This window comes from Caproiciproducens sp. CPB-2, assembly GCF_036287215.1.
GTDB lineage: Bacteria > Bacillota > Clostridia > Oscillospirales > Acutalibacteraceae > Caproiciproducens.
This window is the reverse complement of the sequence record NZ_CP142860.1, coordinates 1,692,816-1,709,045: the sequence shown is the minus strand read 5'-3', so window position 1 is coordinate 1,709,045 and position 16,230 is coordinate 1,692,816. Positions and strand designations below refer to the sequence as shown.

Annotated in this window: 20 protein-coding genes and 1 tRNA gene; 4 read left to right on the top strand and 17 right to left on the bottom strand. The window is 45.5% G+C overall.

What is annotated here, in order from left to right:
- Nucleotides 1-110: 110 nt before the first annotated feature.
- From VXK30_RS08485 to pdaA, 3 genes are all read right to left on the bottom strand, one after another.
- Complete coding sequence (locus VXK30_RS08485; RefSeq protein ID WP_275715674.1) at nt 111-653, bottom strand: hypothetical protein; 543 nt, start codon at nt 651-653, stop codon at nt 111-113.
- A gap of 78 nt (nt 654-731) precedes the next feature.
- The gene (locus VXK30_RS08480) at nt 732-950 is read right to left on the bottom strand and encodes a hypothetical protein (protein WP_275715672.1); all 219 of its coding nucleotides are present in this window, start codon (nt 948-950) and stop codon (nt 732-734) included.
- A 132-nt stretch (nt 951-1,082) separates the two neighbouring features.
- Entirely contained in the window at nt 1,083-1,892 is an 810-nt protein-coding gene (pdaA, locus tag VXK30_RS08475; RefSeq protein WP_442867999.1) for a delta-lactam-biosynthetic de-N-acetylase, read from the bottom strand.
- A gap of 634 nt (nt 1,893-2,526) precedes the next feature.
- Here pdaA and VXK30_RS08470 point away from each other — a divergent pair.
- Nucleotides 2,527-2,766, top strand: coding sequence for a hypothetical protein (locus VXK30_RS08470; RefSeq protein ID WP_038324057.1), 240 nt, complete (start codon nt 2,527-2,529; stop codon nt 2,764-2,766).
- 197 nt (nt 2,767-2,963) lie between these two features.
- Here the strand turns inward: VXK30_RS08470 and VXK30_RS08465 are convergent, their stop codons facing one another.
- Together VXK30_RS08465 and VXK30_RS08460 are read right to left on the bottom strand one after the other, a co-directional pair.
- Nucleotides 2,964-3,731 carry a polysaccharide deacetylase family protein gene (locus VXK30_RS08465; RefSeq protein ID WP_275715669.1) on the bottom strand — a complete coding sequence of 256 codons (768 nt, stop codon included), beginning with the start codon at nt 3,729-3,731 and terminating at the stop codon, nt 2,964-2,966.
- A gap of 105 nt (nt 3,732-3,836) precedes the next feature.
- The gene (locus VXK30_RS08460; RefSeq protein ID WP_275715667.1) at nt 3,837-5,516 is read right to left on the bottom strand and encodes a GGDEF domain-containing protein; all 1,680 of its coding nucleotides are present in this window, start codon (nt 5,514-5,516) and stop codon (nt 3,837-3,839) included.
- A 197-nt stretch (nt 5,517-5,713) separates the two neighbouring features.
- Between VXK30_RS08460 and VXK30_RS08455 the strand changes: the two genes are divergently transcribed.
- Complete coding sequence (locus VXK30_RS08455) at nt 5,714-6,292, top strand: thymidine kinase (RefSeq protein ID WP_275715665.1); 579 nt, start codon at nt 5,714-5,716, stop codon at nt 6,290-6,292.
- A 56-nt stretch (nt 6,293-6,348) separates the two neighbouring features.
- On the opposite strand, the gene VXK30_RS08450 is transcribed toward VXK30_RS08455, so the two are convergent.
- The 10 genes from VXK30_RS08450 to rpsU form a co-directional block, all read right to left on the bottom strand.
- Nucleotides 6,349-8,259: a nucleoside-diphosphate sugar epimerase/dehydratase gene (locus VXK30_RS08450; RefSeq protein ID WP_275715663.1), complete on the bottom strand. Its 1,911-nt coding sequence runs from the start codon at nt 8,257-8,259 to the stop codon at nt 6,349-6,351.
- Between the two features lie 115 nt (nt 8,260-8,374).
- The gene (locus tag VXK30_RS08445; protein ID WP_275715661.1) at nt 8,375-8,995 is read right to left on the bottom strand and encodes an ABC transporter ATP-binding protein; all 621 of its coding nucleotides are present in this window, start codon (nt 8,993-8,995) and stop codon (nt 8,375-8,377) included.
- Between the two features lie 14 nt (nt 8,996-9,009).
- Nucleotides 9,010-9,792, bottom strand: coding sequence for an ABC transporter permease (locus VXK30_RS08440; protein ID WP_275715659.1), 783 nt, complete (start codon nt 9,790-9,792; stop codon nt 9,010-9,012).
- Nucleotides 9,770-10,819: an ABC transporter substrate-binding protein gene (locus VXK30_RS08435; RefSeq protein ID WP_275715657.1), complete on the bottom strand. Its 1,050-nt coding sequence runs from the start codon at nt 10,817-10,819 to the stop codon at nt 9,770-9,772. The genes VXK30_RS08440 and VXK30_RS08435 overlap by 23 nt, the downstream gene beginning before the upstream one ends.
- Nucleotides 10,820-10,846: 27 nt before the next feature.
- Nucleotides 10,847-11,551 (bottom strand): Crp/Fnr family transcriptional regulator, encoded by a 705-nt coding sequence (locus tag VXK30_RS08430; RefSeq protein ID WP_275715655.1) that lies wholly within the window; start codon nt 11,549-11,551, stop codon nt 10,847-10,849.
- A 131-nt stretch (nt 11,552-11,682) separates the two neighbouring features.
- On the bottom strand, nt 11,683-12,096 hold the full coding sequence (locus VXK30_RS08425) for a CD1247 N-terminal domain-containing protein (protein ID WP_275715653.1): 414 nt from the start codon (nt 12,094-12,096) through the stop codon (nt 11,683-11,685).
- Nucleotides 12,097-12,142: 46 nt separating this feature from the next.
- Nucleotides 12,143-12,700, bottom strand: a complete 558-nt coding sequence (efp, locus tag VXK30_RS08420) for an elongation factor P (RefSeq protein WP_275715651.1) — start codon at nt 12,698-12,700, stop codon at nt 12,143-12,145.
- A gap of 79 nt (nt 12,701-12,779) precedes the next feature.
- Complete coding sequence (gene aroQ / locus VXK30_RS08415; protein ID WP_275715649.1) at nt 12,780-13,217, bottom strand: type II 3-dehydroquinate dehydratase; 438 nt, start codon at nt 13,215-13,217, stop codon at nt 12,780-12,782.
- 12 nt (nt 13,218-13,229) lie between these two features.
- A complete protein-coding gene (locus VXK30_RS08410) occupies nt 13,230-13,745 on the bottom strand; it encodes a YqeG family HAD IIIA-type phosphatase (protein WP_275715647.1) in 516 nt (171 codons plus the stop codon).
- Between the two features lie 85 nt (nt 13,746-13,830).
- Nucleotides 13,831-14,007, bottom strand: coding sequence for a 30S ribosomal protein S21 (gene rpsU, locus VXK30_RS08405; RefSeq protein WP_009060718.1), 177 nt, complete (start codon nt 14,005-14,007; stop codon nt 13,831-13,833).
- Between the two features lie 200 nt (nt 14,008-14,207).
- On the opposite strand from rpsU, the gene VXK30_RS08400 reads away from it, so the two are divergent.
- A tRNA-Trp gene (locus VXK30_RS08400) sits at nt 14,208-14,283 on the top strand.
- Nucleotides 14,284-14,401: 118 nt separating this feature from the next.
- Here VXK30_RS08400 and cutA read toward each other — a convergent pair.
- Nucleotides 14,402-14,749 carry a Nif3-like dinuclear metal center hexameric protein gene (gene cutA / locus VXK30_RS08395; RefSeq protein WP_275715643.1) on the bottom strand — a complete coding sequence of 116 codons (348 nt, stop codon included), beginning with the start codon at nt 14,747-14,749 and terminating at the stop codon, nt 14,402-14,404.
- A gap of 11 nt (nt 14,750-14,760) precedes the next feature.
- Nucleotides 14,761-15,243, bottom strand: a complete 483-nt coding sequence (locus VXK30_RS08390) for an LURP-one-related/scramblase family protein (protein ID WP_275715641.1) — start codon at nt 15,241-15,243, stop codon at nt 14,761-14,763.
- A gap of 215 nt (nt 15,244-15,458) precedes the next feature.
- Here VXK30_RS08390 and VXK30_RS08385 point away from each other — a divergent pair, with 215 nt between their 5' ends.
- Complete coding sequence (locus VXK30_RS08385) at nt 15,459-16,184, top strand: ABC transporter ATP-binding protein (RefSeq protein ID WP_275715639.1); 726 nt, start codon at nt 15,459-15,461, stop codon at nt 16,182-16,184.
- The last annotated feature ends 46 nt before the right edge of the window (nt 16,185-16,230 follow it).

Sequence of the window (16,230 nt, the reverse complement as noted above, 5' to 3'; positions counted from 1 at the left end):
TCAAAACACTCCTTCAATAATTTTCAATTCGTTTGAATTTTGATTTGTTTTGCGTTTGCTTTCCTATTTTGTGTATGTGGGGTGTTTTTATGAATGTTAATTTTTGCATGTTAAAGTTCATAACCATTTGCGGAATCGATACCGGACAGCAACAGCACGGCGCACACTGCTAAAATACGTGTAGGACTGAGCTTTGGCGGGAATCTGACCGTAAAATCGCGGGGCTCTACCATTTTTCCGTCAAGCGTCATCACACTACGCTGAAGACTCAGCGCAGCACTCGTTTCATCGATACCGGCAATGCTGAGCGTATCTTTGGAGCTTGTGCCGCAGGTAATCGCCGCGGCTCCGGTTCCGTTGAGCAATTCTGCCGCGCTTGCATTTTTCATTTCCAGAATGGACAAGAATCCCTCCGGAATCAAAATTTTTTCTGAAGAATGAAAACTGTTTTTAAACAGAATGATGCCGCTTTCCAGCTCGATTTGCGGCAGTTTTTCACAGTCGTAAAGAAGGAATTTGACTTTGTCGCTTCCAAGGCGCACAAGATGCCGCGTACTGAAATACTGTACTCCACCGTATTTTTCCAGCGCCGGAAGCAAAGCACATGAAACAGATGTGTCGGTTGATTTGCCACACAAAATAATGTTTGTCATTTTACACTCACTCCCGTAAATCAGTACAAACATTATTTGCGTTTGCTCGTAAAGTATGTAGCTAAGAAAAGAATTCATTCATGATTTATTTAAAAATTCATTTAAATAATTCCGAAGTCTTTCAGCCATTTCCGTATTCAGCTGTACATTCAGCGGACAGGTTTCCAAACCGGATTCCTGTCCTGCGGCGTGAACCCAAATGGAGAAATATTCCTGATTAAAGTTAACGTCCATTGCGGTCTTGTTATAGACGCTGATCAGTCTGCCGCACTTTCTGATATCCGTTATTTTCGCCATTTTTGTCCTCCTTTTTCTTACCATCACGATTTCCTTGACGAAACATGGCATGTCGTTTACATAAATCCATTGGAACTATTGTAGCATTCGTGCATTCACAAAACAAGCATATTTCGTGAAATGATTTTTTGCCTATTTTCCGCTTAATTCGTTCAGGGTTCCAAAGGTATACCCGGCGGTTTCCCATTTGGAGAGCAATTCGTCCAATATCTCGGAATTTGTTTTAGAGGTGCTGTGCAGCAGCACGATTGCCCCAGGGTGGATACGGGGAATCAGCTTGTCAAAAGCCTGTTCCTTTGTCGGCTGCTTATCCTGGTACCAGTCCACATAGGCAAGGCTCCAGAAAATCGTTTTATATCCGAGCTCGTTGGCCTGCTTCAGGTTATTTACACTGTATTTTCCCTGTGGGGGGCGATAATATTTCTGCATATCCTGCCCGGTGATTTCCTTGAATTTCGTTTCCACCGCTGAAATTTCCTTTTGAAACGATGTCATATCCGAAATTTTTGACATGTCGGGATGCGTATTGGTGTGGTTTCCGACAATATGGCCTTCCTCAATCATCCGTTTCACGAGATCTGGGCTCGTATTCAAATAATTTCCCACTACAAAAAAAGTTGCTTTTACATTGTGTTTTTTCAGCGCATCCAAAATCGCCGGTGTATACCCATTTTCATACCCGGCATCAAACGTCAGGTAAATCACCTTTTTATCTGCCGCCCCCACATAATAGGCGTTATACTGCTTTAAAAAATCCGCAGAGGCATTTCCTGTAGGCTGCTTGCCGTCCTCCCCAAAACCGAGCCCCCAGTTGGTATTGGCGGCAGCCGTCTGTACAGCGATTTCCTGCTGCTGATGGGTAAGCGTAAGAATGCCTGCCAGCAGAAAAAGAAAGACTGCCATGACAATTTCGATTTGCTTTTTTCTAACGGTTATATACACGGTATTTGTCACCTGCCTTACAGTAAAATATATTATGCCGTCACAGATAATATCAGAAAAATTTTCAGAAAATAAAAAAGTCCCTCCCAACCGCAATACAGGGTTGAGCAGGAACGGATAAGAAAGCTGGGATGATACCATAACAGGAACGAAGCGTAATCCGGTAATATAAAAACAGATTTTTTAAAGATGTGGATATTCGCCCGCAAATTTAATACTGAACAAGATTTATTTTCCTTATAAATTGACAAATTTCCTTTTCCGGAACTGTATTCAGCTAAAATATTATCTATATTTCAATAAAACTTCCCCAAAATATATGTTGACATTCATAAAAAAGTGTAATATTCTTTAATCGTAAATAAGAATGATAATCGGGAGTTTTGCGTTATGAAAACAATCGAACCGGAGTAGTATCGTCAGATGGCGGATCTGTCCCCCAAAAAGTAATATTCCTCCATATTGACAACCGGTTGCTTGCAATTGAATTTATGGAGGGCCTTTCATGACCACTCCCTACTGGATTGGTCATTTTTATTATAAATCATCCTATCAAGATCCGAGGTGAAAAAAATTGGACATTCTCAGAAACCTGTTCACATCTGTGCGTTCGCCATAAGAAAGGAGATTCATTATGAAAACGAATGCCCGTTCCGTGGTCATCTGGAAAAAAACCTACGACACCGTTACAAAGGATGAAGGAAAACGTCATGAAGTGAAAACGATTCAATGGTGTCTGCCGAACATTAATTCAAAAACCCTTCTGAAGGCTTTGAATGTCTTTCTGCTCATTCTTTTACTGATCGCCATTCTTACGGACAAAATGAAAGAAGTTGCCCCAATAATGACGTTCATATTGGAGCAACTTCGCTGAAGAAAAAGCACATAAGCCCATACACATTATCCTGCAATGTGTATAAACTCTAATTTTTAAATTAACATAAAATTCATATTCTGTCAATGCTTATTTCACAACAATAATTATATTCCGGCACAAAAGGGTACCGCATGAATCCGCGGTGCCCTTTTCTATCGATTTCCCTCCTCCAAAAGGCAAGGCGGAATGGATTTTTATCCGTTTTCTTTCACCTGCATTCCGGTATGGTCTATGGTGTAGTTGTCTTTATAGATCAGCTGTGATACGGGGACGATCTGGTAACCCTGATTCTGCAGCGCTTCTATGATTTTGGGAAGGGCCGCCGGTGTATTTTTCGCACCGTTATGGAACAAAACGATTGAGCCGGGTTTTACCGTGGTGGTCACCCGGGTAACGATATCGTTGGGCGGCGGGTCTTTCCAATCCAGACTGTCCACGTCCCACTGGACGCAGTACATATTAAGAGATTTTACGGTTTCAATCACAGCATTGTTATAATCGCCGTAAGGCGCACGGAAAAGCAGCGGACTGGTACCGATGACATTTTTGATTTTATTGTTGCATTCCGTCACCTGTGCCGCCATTTCTGTCTGCCCGAGTTTCGGCATATGGGGATGCGTATTGGAATGGTTGCAGACCTCATGCCCGGCGGTCGCAAGCGCCTTGACAGATTCGGGATATTTATCCACCCAGGCGCCCACCACAAAAAAGGTCGTCTTGACGTTGTATTTATTCAGGATATCGATCAGCGTCTGTGTCTCTTCATTTCCCCACGCCGCATCGAAGGAGATCGCAATTTTCTTTTCATCTGTTTTTACACAATAAATTGGGATCAGACGCTTACTGGAAGATGCCTTGATTGCCGCTACGCCCTGAAATGCCAGAAATACAGCCAATATGCCGCAAATCAGGCAGCATAAGACCGTCAGTATTCTTTTTCTGGTCAGAATCAAAAATCTCATGAAAATGCCCCCTTGGCACAATTATATGCACCAAGAGGGTTTTCCTATTTTCTTTTTTACCCAGATTCTTAAATTCCTGTTTATTCTTTCAAGCGGCTCCCTGTGTTAAAGTTCTTTTGAATACACGGTGTCTTTCATTTGTTTTTTATTCTCATACATCAGCTTATCCGCACGATTCAGTGTTTCAAATAAATTTTTGTCATTTGGCTCGTATTCCGCGTAGCCGTAGGCGATTTCGATCCGGCTGGGATTTTTTTGGTTGTATTCGTTTAACAGCCTTCTGAAATCATGGATACATGCTTTGGTACTGCTGACCAGATCGTTTTCAACAATCACTGCAAATTCATCCCCGCCGATACGGTAGCAGCTTCCATACCCTTCAAAGCTCTGCTGAATCACATCCGAAGCCGCCAGAATCAATTCATCCCCGCATTTGTGTCCAAAGTTATCGTTGACCGTCTTTAAATTATTTACATCAAACGCCACAATCGCCACATGGGAACAGTCACGCTGAAGATTTAAAGCTTCCATTTTGATTTCAAAGGCTGTCCGGTTCTTTTTCTGTGTCAGCACGTCAAGATAGGCAAGACGTTTCAGAACGCGGGCTTCCATGCCAAGTTCAATCATCGAAAAATATTGGGAAACCGTATCAATAGAAGGAAGAACGACAAAGAGGAAAAGCCCCGAGCGGCAAAACAGTGCCCCATCCTGATAAACACCCGTGTAATACCGGACCATATCGACCATAAAAAGAATAAACATCAAACCAAGTCCGGTTAAAAAAGGAATTACTTTATGGTCTTTGTACTTCAATAAATTTTCAAGCGCGGTATAAACAGAAAGGACGAGAGCCAACGCCATAATAATATGGGTCAAAAAGACTGTTTCAGGAAAATCCGACAGATTGAATACCTGCAAAAACGTGCAGATCAAAAAATTCGCCACGGCGGCGATACAAAGCAGATCGAACAGCTCCGCGTGGTGTTTCGCATAAACCGTTTTGATGAACAGTAAATAGGGAATGGAACAGAGCATGAGCGAAAAATACATGATATAGCCAAGCGCCAGAACATTTCCGGTTACAAGCTGCAGAACCGACGTTTCCGTCAATGTGGAAACAGAGATGCTGATGGCAAACAGGCTCTGATACAGAAGAGAAAGATTGTTTTTCATCCTTGTCCGGGCAATAAAATACAGCATCAACAGCAGAACTCCAAAAATCAGGACCAGAGAACTAATCATCGTGCTGAGAAAAAATTTCTGCATCAAATAGATAATATTCGCACTTCTCGTCCCGATGGTAACTACATTGAATGTAGATGCATATTTCGTATAAGGAGAACAGATTTCAATGGTAACCGTCTTTCCTGCCGAGCCTTCCGGCAGAGGAACAATATGCCACGCCGTACATGCCGGGGATTTTCCAAACAGGAGATGCGTTTGATACCCAAACTCATCAATTAATTTGTCTCCTACAAAGACACGCATCCTCGCATGATAGGTCGGAAAGGAGAGCGTCATTTCACTGCCGAGATCAGAAGGAAGCTTGTTGGAAATAGAATCGGCCCTGTTTTTTTCAGCTCCCGGTACGGAGTGCACCGGCAAATCGATCTTCAGACTGCTCCCATCACTGCCTGTAAACAGCCATCCCGTGTTAAAATCGGTTACTTCTCCCCCATCCAGCCTGATTTGTTCCACTTGAAAAGTGATATAAATAAAGGCGATGACCACCGCAGACAAACTTACAAGAAAGAACTGAACATACAGCATTTTGGGTCTGCTCAAACGGTTCACCGCCTTTTTATTTTACACACGAAAAATTATAGCATATTCGACCTTAATCAGCAATCATTTATTGAATCAGACATTTTGTGACTATTATTTTTAAATATTGTATTCATCGCCAAATTTTAGTATTTCATAAGTAAATAAAGGATGCTATACTTAGAAAAGATTGTCAAAAACAAACCGGAGGAATGAAAATGCCGAAATTGTATTTCAAATATGGCGCAATGGGCAGCAGCAAAACCGCACAGGCGCTGATGGTGAAATTTAACTATGAAGAAAAAGGATACCGGGTAGGGTTATTAAAACCCTCTGTGGACAACAGGGACGGCCTTACCGTTGTAAAATCCAGGATCGGGCTGAAAGATACCGGTATTTTAATGGATAAGAGCGTGGACCTGTATCAATGGTTTCAGCAAAACCGTTACGATGTCCTGATTATAGACGAAGCGCAGTTTTTATCCGCCCCGCAAATCAATCAGCTCAAGGATATCGCGATCGAGTTTGTCCCCGTTCTCTGTTTCGGATTAAAGACCGATTTTCAGACGCATATGTTTGAAGGCAGCAAACGCCTGTTCGAAATCGCGGACTCACTGACGGAAATCAAGTCCGTTTGTACCTGCGGACGCAAGGCGGAAGTCAACGCAAGGATTTGCAATGGAAAAATCGTCCGGGAAGGGGAACAGGTCTTCATCGGCGGAAACGAAAGTTATATCGGCCTATGCTACGAATGCTGGAAAAACGACAGAATAGACAATCCACGAAAACAGAAATAGAACGAGGAAAGCCCGCGGCCAGTCCATTCACTGACCGCGGGCTTTATTCATGAAAATCAATTTGCAAGAGCGTCCGTCTCTTCGGCGTGGCCGGAATAAGTCGGTACCAGCTCATGAACGATATTCATCATTTCCACATTATTGGAACCGGCAACATCCCTCAGCTGTTCAATCTGATTGATAAACGTATCCTCATTGAACGGGATCGGCGTACCAATATAGATCAATTCATGGGAAGTCTTCTGGCATCCGCCTTCGCTGTCCAGAAGAAGTTCTTCATAAAGCTTCTCACCGGGGCGCAGTCCCGTATATTCGATTTTAATATCAACATCCGGCTGCAGACCCGAAAGGCGAATCAGGTTTTTTGCCAGATCGACAATTTTCACCGGCTGGCCCATGTCCAGCACAAAGATCTCACCGCCGCGCGCCATGCCTCCTGCCTGGATCACCAGACGCGCCGCTTCGGGAATCGTCATAAAATACCGGATGATATCCGGATGGGTAACGGTGACCGGGCCTCCGGCCGCAATCTGCTTTTTAAAAAGAGGAATGACACTGCCGTTGCTGCCCAAAACGTTGCCAAAACGGACGGCAACATAATCGGTCTTGCTGTGACGGCTGCTGTACTGAATGATCAATTCACAGATACGTTTCGTCGCACCCATGATATTCGTCGGGTTGACCGCCTTGTCGGTTGAAATCAGCACCATGCGCTTCACGCCGTATTTGTCGCAGGCCTGCGCCACATTCAGCGTACCGAACACATTGTTTTTCACCGCTTCTCCGGGGCTCAGCTCCATCAAAGGCACATGCTTATGGGCGGCAGCGTGAAAAACGACGTCCGGTTTGCAGACAGAAAAAATATGCTCGATCCTTGCCTTGTCCCGAACGGAGCCGATCAGGACTTCTAAGTTTAAATGCTTGAAGCGCATCAGAAGCTCATTCTGCAAATCGTAGGCGTTGTTCTCGTATATATCGAAAATAATCAGTTTTTTCGGATTAAAATAAGCGATCTGGCGGCACAGCTCGCTGCCGATGGAGCCGCCCCCACCGGTTACCAGCACGGTTTTATTTTTGAGATACCCGCTGATTTCCGCAATATTCAGCTTGATTTCATCTCTTCCCAGAAGGTCGACAATATCGACGTTCCTGACTTTCAGGGGATCGGCGCTGTCCTCGATGATTTCATACAGCGCGGGAATCGTCTTCAGCTGACAGCCTGTTTTCGCACAGATGCTCAGGATATCCTGCTTGTCCTTTTTACTGGCCGATGCAATAGCCAGCACAATCTGGTCGATATTATAGCGAACGGCCATTTTCGGAATGCTTTCACGGCCGCCGACCACTTTGACGCCATGGATTCTGGTTCCTCGTTTGCTTTTGTTGTCGTCGATGGCGATCACAGGAATGCCTTTGCTTTCAGGTGCGGCCTTCATATCCTTGATGACCATGGAGCCCATTTCTCCCGCACCGATAATCATCACGCGGTGGAATTCCTCGCCGTCTTCCCTGTTGATCTGACTCCTGCGCTTCATTCTGCGGATCAGCCGGAAGCTGAACCGGGAAGCGCCCACCAAAAAAATGGTCAATACCCAGCCGATGACATAGACACCCCATGGAAAACGCCTTACGTGAAAAACCCCCCATGAAATTTGCTGCGCAAAGGTAAAACCTAAAATGGTTACAAGCAAGGCCGCAAAGGTTGTCCCGTAAAAAATCAGCAATAATTCATCAAGGCTGGCAAACTGCCACATTGTCTTGTAAAAACGAAAGACCGTAAAAGAAGCAATATAAATGATTGAAATCCACGGAATCCAGGTACAGAAGGATTCCCAGTCATAAGCGGGGAGATAAATCTTCCCATCATAACGTAAAACATAAGCAATCCAGTAGCTGAAAAACACACAGAGAACATCTATTATGATTTGAGCGAATGTCCTTCCAAAAGTAGCCCTTTGATTCTTCATATCATAAATTACCCCTACTAAAACGAATTTAACTGCATTAGTATAGCACAAACCCTGCACGAATGAAAGATGCAATTTGTAAAGAAACACAGCGGTATTGGAAGAATATGCAGATTTATGCAGGTTTTTTTACAATTATGTCAACGATTCTGACCGGAGGACCTTCCAGAATATAAATGACGTCGGCCAGCTTTTCCGCCTCCTCAAAATCGTGGGTAACAATGATTTTCAGCGTACCGGCCGTTTCCTTTTGAAGCAAAGCGATCATTTCATCCCTGCGCTCCGCGTCCAGCCCCTGAAAGGGCTCATCCATAAGATACAGGTCCCCGCCGTAAGCGAGCGCCCGCGCAAGGGCGACCCGACGCCGCATTCCGCCGCTCAGCTCCGCCGGCCTTTTGTTCCCTGCTTCCTCCAGACCGACCAGTCCGAGCCACTTTTCCGCCTGCTCCTCATTCTGCCGGGCTTTGCCGCGAAGAACAGCGGTAATATTATCTTTGGCAGAAATCCATGGCAGTAGGCGGTTTTCCTGAAAAAGATAGGAAATCTTCCCGGTGCCGGCTCCTTCTATTTCACCGGAGTCAAAGGGCTCCAGACCCGCTATGCAGTTTAAAAGCGTCGTTTTTCCACAGCCGGAAGGGCCGAACAGACAGACTGTTCCGGTTGAAGGAAGCTGGAGAGAAAACTGATCCAGTACCATTTTTCCATTATAATTTTTGGTCAGATTATGAATTTTCAATTTACATCGCTCCATCACTGCACAACATTGTATTTCTGTCCCACTTTTTTCATGAACCGGACCATCAGCCATTCCAGAATGACGCTCATGGCGATGACGATCACCGTCCATGCAAACAAATCATCCGTTTCAATATAGATTTTGGAATTGTAGATTTGCCTGCCGATCGACAGCGGAGTGACGGAAAGCACTTCGGCGGAGATGCCGGCCTTCCAGGCAAGCCCCATCCCGGTTGTACAGGCTGCGGTAAAATACGGCATAACGGAAGGCAGGTAGACGCGTTTGACGGTTTTTACCAGTCCGAACCGATAGGACGCGGCCATCTGCAGAAGGTTTCTGTCGGTTTTTTTAATGCCGTTGACCATGTTTGCCCATATGATCGGCGTCACCATCAAAAAGGACGTGAAGGACGGCACATGAGTGGACGGAATCCACACAAGCGCGAGAATGATAAACGAAGCCACGGGCGTCGCCTTGATGATACTGATGACCGGATAAAAAAGTTCGTACATCATACGCGAAACGGAAGTCAGCACCGCCAGCACACTTCCGAAAACCACGCCGAGTAAAAAGCCTTCCACGATACGGAGCATGGACAAAAACGCGGTCAGCCAGAATTCTTTGGTCCGGGAAAGCTCAGACAGCCTTTGCAAAACACGAACAGGAGATACGATCAGTATCTCCTGCTTTACAGTGAAATAGGCCAGCTGCCATAGTCCAATCCAGAACACGGCGGCCAGAAAGGTTCTGAATCCCTTGTATTGAAAAAGATTCCTATTTTGTGTAGTAGAAGTCATCACCCGGTAATTTACCTCCAACGGACTTCTGATTGGCTGTGAACAGAACATTCAAAAAATCAGGAATTTTCGCTTTCATTTCGTCTCCGTCCATGTAAACGATATTGCAGTTGGGAATCGCCTTTTTGGCAACCGCAGCAGGCATGATATCGTATTTTTCGGACAGGGCAGCCGCTTCCTCCACCTTTGTGTTGGTATAATCGGTGGACTCCTTGTACTCCTTGAGGAACGCGTCAAAAGCTTCCTTATGCTGCTCTGCAAAATCCTTGCGGACAATCAGGCATCCCATGGTCAGAACGCTCTTTCCATCCGCAATCTTATTCCATTCATCCGTTATATTCAGCGCAATTTTTACGTCCTTATCTTTCGCCGTCACCTGAGTGACAAACGGTTCAGGCAGAACGGCAATCTTTGCTTTGCCGGAAACCATCAGCGCGGCAAGCTCCGCATGTTCCGCTTTATATTCTACCTTAACATCCTTACCGACTTCAAGACCGTTTTGGCTTAAAATGTAATTGAATGCATACTCCGGTGTGGAGCCCTGGCCGGAAGAATAGACGGTTTTCCCTTTGAGGTCCTTGATGCTGGAAATGTCCTCCCCCTTTGTCAGGATGGAAAGCACGCCGAGCGTGTTGACAGCGGCCATCTGAACCTTTCCCTCCGTCTTGTTATACAGCGTAGCGGCAAGGTTGGTGGGAACGGCGGCCACATCCACTTCCCCTTTGGAAATCTTGGATACGATTTCATCCGGAGCGCCCACAATCGTAAATTCATAGTTTTCGGCGGCGGTCTTGGCGTCGTTGTCACTCATCAACTTTAACATGCCCAGTCCGGTCGGCCCTTTGAGCGCCGCAATCTTAATGGTCGTCTTTTCAGCAGCGGCAGAGCTCGGCTGCGCGCTTGATACCGCTTCGCTGGAAGCCGGCCCGCCGGAGGATGCCGCCGCAGGCCCGGCGCATCCGGCAAGGACGGACAAAGCCATACATGCGCTTAATCCCAGTGAAATTATTTTTTTCGTCAGTCTCATTTTTCTCCCTCTTTATCTATCATTGAATTATGATTCATCATCAAACTGACCGGACCGCAGCCGCTCAATCTGATTGATTGTCACCTTTCTTCCTTCGCGGGTGATGACGCCTGTATCGGATAAATCATCGAAAGCGCGGTACAGGGAAGCGCGTCCGATGTTCAGCGTATTGGCAAGCTGCGTCAGCGTACACGGCAGTTCCAATACAAGGGAATATTCATTCTGGGCGGACAGAGAAAGAAGAAACGTCGCCAGGCGGCAAACAGCAGTTCCCCCGGTAAAATTGTCAATCCTGCTATTTAAGAAACAGATCCGATCCGACAGATAGCTGATGTAATTCTCAGCAATCCTTGTATGATTCTCGAAAAGCTCATGCAGAAGCTGCTGGGACAAAAACAAAACGCGGCTTTTCTTGACAGCGATAATCTCGGAGACATACCGGCGCGAGTTGTTAAAAAGGCAGGCGACCCCAAAAATTCCTCCCGAATAAAAGGTATTCATAATCAGGTTTTCGTTTTCCGGCTTCATGGCCTTTACGACCCCGGAAAAAACGATTCCCAGGCTTTTTTTATAATTGCTTCTGGTGTATATTTTCTCACCGGCTTCGTATTCCATGCAGCTGAATTCGCTGTTTTGAAAAGCGGCTTCCGCTACGCCCTTCTCAATCCCATTGAACAGAAAACTCTGTGCCAACAGCAGACAGTATTTGTTTTGCTTTTTAATCAGTTTCATAAATGTTCACTTTCTGTTTCATTTGGTACACTTTTCCTACTATTATAAGCATGTTACCGAAATCTGTCAATACAAAAGCAAAAAAGAGCACCGCACAAAGCAGTACTCTTTTCGTTCAGCCAAAAAGCTTTTTATTCGTGATTGCAGTCCTCGCAGCCGCAATCGCATTCCTCTTCGTCAATATCGAATTCCAGCGTTTCGCCGCAATTCGGACAATCCATCTGGCCATCCTCAATAATATCTTCGGACAGGCAAATCGTTTCATGGCAATTTGGGCAGGTTACTTCATAGTAGCAGTCCCCGTCGTCCTCATCGTCATCTTCGTCCTCATAAAAATCTTCTTCCAGAGAACCAAGATCCTCGTCGACCGCGTCCAGCTGGTCGGCCAAGTCGTCAACGCTGTCCTGCATGTCGGATACGGATGCCGCCATGTCGTCCAATAAATCAATTATTGCGTTAATGACCTTTACTTCTTTTTTGTTCTCATCAAGCTCAAGGCCTTCCGCAAGGCCGCGAATGTAAGCAACCTTCTCTGTGTTTGTCATAATTCTGCCTCCTTAAACATCATTTACTGAACATGCATAGTGTTGGTTATGCGCGTTCCATATATTCGCCGGTACGGGTATCGATTCTGATTCTTTCGCCTTCCTCGATAAACAGAGGAACATTGATTTCAGCACCGGTTTCCACTGTGGCAGGTTTCAGGGCGTTGGTCGCTGTGTTGCCCTTAAAGCCAGGGTCCGTTTTCGTGACTTCCAGCTCTACAAAGTTCGGCGGCTCAACACCGAAAACATTGCCTTTGTAGGAAAGTACCTTGCAGGTCATATTCTCCAGAACAAATTTGAAGTTGTCGCCGAGAACGCTGTGGTTGATCGGAGTCTGCTCAAAGGTCTCCAGATCCATGAAGTAATAGAGGTCGCCGTCATTATAAAGATATTGCATATCCTTACGCTCGATATAAGCGGTAGGGTATTTATCGTTTGGATTGAAAGTTCTTTCTGTCACGCTGCCGGTAATGACATTTCTGATCTTTGTGCGGACGAAAGCCGCGCCTTTTCCCGGCTTAACATGCTGGAACTCAATAATGGAAACGACGTTTCCATCCATTTCAAAGGTAACGCCATTTCTAAAATCGCCTGCAGATATCATCGTATTATCCTCCAATAATTTTTTCCGACTATTATCTTATAATAATTTCAGAAAATTTTCAAGATATTTTTATATGGAACTACATTAAATCCCTTAACGCCGCCAGCGCCAGAAAATAGCTGTTTTTCCCGAACCCGGAAATCTGGCCCGCGCACACTTCGGATATCACACTTTTATGCCGGAAATCCTCACGCGCATAAATATTGCTCATGTGGGTTTCCACAAAAGGAATCCTGACACAGGCGATCGCATCGCGCAGCGCATAGCTGTAATGCGTAAGGGCGCCGGCGTTGATCACCACGCCCTGATAGACCCCGCGCGCGCTGTGGATTTTGTCAATCAGATCGCCTTCGTGATTGGACTGAAAGATATCGCAGTCATAATCCAGCTTTTTGGCATTCTCAATAATCTGAAGATGAATACTTTCGGCGGTTTCGTCCCCGTAGACACCCTTTTCCCGAACGCCGATCATATTGAGGTTCGGCCCAAGAAGCACAAGGACTTTTTTCCTGCTCATTCAAACACCTTCTCAACTAAAATATTTCTTTCCACGCCCCGTCGCTTTGATTATGTAACGGATCGGTTTTTCCAAACCACGGCGTATTTTGAAAGAAAATGATTTTTCCTTGCCCGTTGGAACGAGCAGAATCGATTTCATAAACGACAAATTGGAGCCGATTACATCCGTAAAAACCTGATCCCCCACTACGACCGCTTCGCTGCGCTTTACACCCATTTTACGGATGGCGCGGAAATAACCCAGGGGGATCGGTTTTAACGAAAGGGACAAAAAAGGAAGATCGTATTTCGCCGCAAATGGTTCAACCCGTTTTTTAGAATTGTTTGACATAATGATAATGCTGATACCGTTTTCGCGCATGTGGCGCGTCCACTCCACAGTACCCTCGAAAGGAGTCGGAGAACCGTGAATAGCCAAGGTGTTATCCACATCAAGAATAAGGGCCCGGGCGTGCATGGCACGGATCAGTTCCGGAGTAATATCCGTAACTTTGTCCACAGCAACAGTAGGCAGAAACAATGCCAATAACCATACCTCCGTTTCGGAGAAAATAAAATCAGGCTAAAAAAGCGGGCAATCAAGCCCGCTTTTCCGAATCATTTTTGTACTGTCACTTAAACTTGCGTTTGCGGGCTGCTTCGGACTTCTTCTTACGCTTAACAGAAGGCTTTTCATAAGCTTCTCTCTTACGAACCTCAGCAATAACCCCGGCTCTTGCGCACTGTTTCTTAAACCTTCTCAGAGCACTGTCCAAGGACTCATTGTCTTTAATTCTAATTTCAGCCATTTATCTTTTCCCTCCCATCCGCCATAAGGCAGGGGTATTAGTAAGTCATATTACATAAAAATAATTATACATAACGCACCGGAATATGTCAAGCCCAATGTGCTAACTTTGCGTAAGTTCGACCGAGTTGTGAAATTTGTATTGACAGGAAAAACAGAAAATGATAAGATAGTATCCGCAGTCTGAAAAGGGAACCATATAGGGGTATAGCTCAGTTGGTAGAGCAGTGGTCTCCAAAACCACGTGCCGAGGGTTCAAGTCCTTCTGCCCCTGCCAATCAAGAGTCCCGATACGCAATTCGCGTACGGGGCTCTTTTGTTTAACACCGGACGGGCCTGCACAAGATTCGCGTTCACAGCTTTGTGGGCGCGTTTTTTTTTGCGCTCAAAATAAATCAGCCGTCATTTCTCCGGTCAAAAAGATCGTTGACAAGCGGCAGAATATTGATTACCGGCTCTTCATAGGGGTGGATGCTTTTGATCACCCGGACCGCGTTCGCGGCCAGTTCCCTTCTGCAGCGGATTTCCATCTTGCACTCTTTTCCCGAACAGATTTCTCCAGCCGTACCCTGATAGGGATGAGCGCCGTCCAGCGGGCGCCAGTATCCGCTGACCTTCGACACGGAAACACAGTGATCGTAGCTCCCGATCTTCCCTGCTCCCACACGGCTTAAAGCATCCCGGATAGGAACCACAAACTCCTCCGGCACAAAAATCTCCAGCTTTACTTCACGGAACTCCAACGGTAAGCCCCCTATTGGTTGGATTCGTTATGCATACAGTTGTCAATAGCAATCACCATGCTGGTAAAGAATGCGGCGTCCTCCGGATTTGCCACCGTCAGGCAGTAAGTATCCCCCCAGGAAAGCCATTTTTTATGAATTTCACCGAAAGCCTGCCCGTTGTGATAAATGGAAAAATCCATTTCCATAAAGCCGCCCTCAATTTCAAAATCACCGTAGCTGCTCTGCACATTCAGCCTTGGGGTGAAGAAGGAAAACTCCTTCTTGATCCTTGCGCAAAACTGTTCACCGACAAAAATTTCATATTCGGGCAGAAAGGTCAGCACCTTCTGTTTAATATAATATAGCTCTCTGCCCATCAAATCATACAGATGGATTTTCGCTCCCCAGGTGAAAAGCTCTCCCTCCACCGTATAAACCGGTTCGCCAAGCTCATTACAGACGCTGTATTTATCTCTCAGAGAAAATATTTTTTGCTTAATGTACAGATCCAAAGAAATACCTCCATGATCAGGCGGCAGTGTCCGCTCTTTTATATTAATCTTATCATAAACAGAAGAATATGCAAGCATGACTTTTATTTTCTGAATCAGAATGATTACATATTTGTTTGTTGTTTTCATACGGGAATCATATTAGAATAGAAATTACCAAAATATTACTTTTTTCTTTTCTTAATTTAATATTGATTTAAGTTTGGAGAATCCGTATGAGCCTGATTTGTTTAAAAGATGTCCGCAAGGTTTACCATGTGGACAAAGAAAAAATTGTAGCGCTCGGCCGAATCAATATCACGATTGAACCTCGGGAAATCTGCTGCGTGCTCGGAACCTCCGGCTCCGGAAAATCGACTCTGCTGAATATGATGGCGGGACTGGAAAAAGCGACCAAGGGCAGTATTATCATCGACGGAAAGGATGTCACGAATTTTTCCGAAAAACAGTGGGCACTGTTTCGGCAGAAAAATATCGGTTTCGTCTTTCAGTCCTATAACCTGATGCCGACGATGACCGCGATCGAAAATGTGGCGATGCCCCTGATGTTCAAGGGTATGGGCAAAAACGAGCGGATCAAAAGGGCGGTACATATGCTGAAAATCGTCAATTTGGGCGACCGGCTGCTGCACAAGCCGACCCAGATGAGCGGCGGACAGCAGCAGCGCGTTGGAATCGCCCGCGCGTTTATCGCGCGGCCCAAAATTGTGTTTGCGGACGAACCCACAGGAAATCTGGACAGCAGGACCAGCCGTGAGGTAATGGAAATCATGGTTGCCATGGCAAAAAAATACCATGAGACTTTGATTATTGTAACGCACGACAGTGAAATCGCCAAATATGCCGACCGGGTGATTACGATCCACGACGGCAGCGTGCAAAGCGACATAAGGAACCTGTCTGTTAACAGTGGGGTAAACGAGGAGGAATTAAGTTCATGAAAAGAACGGGAAACCAGCGTGTTTCACTCATTTTGACGGTATTGCT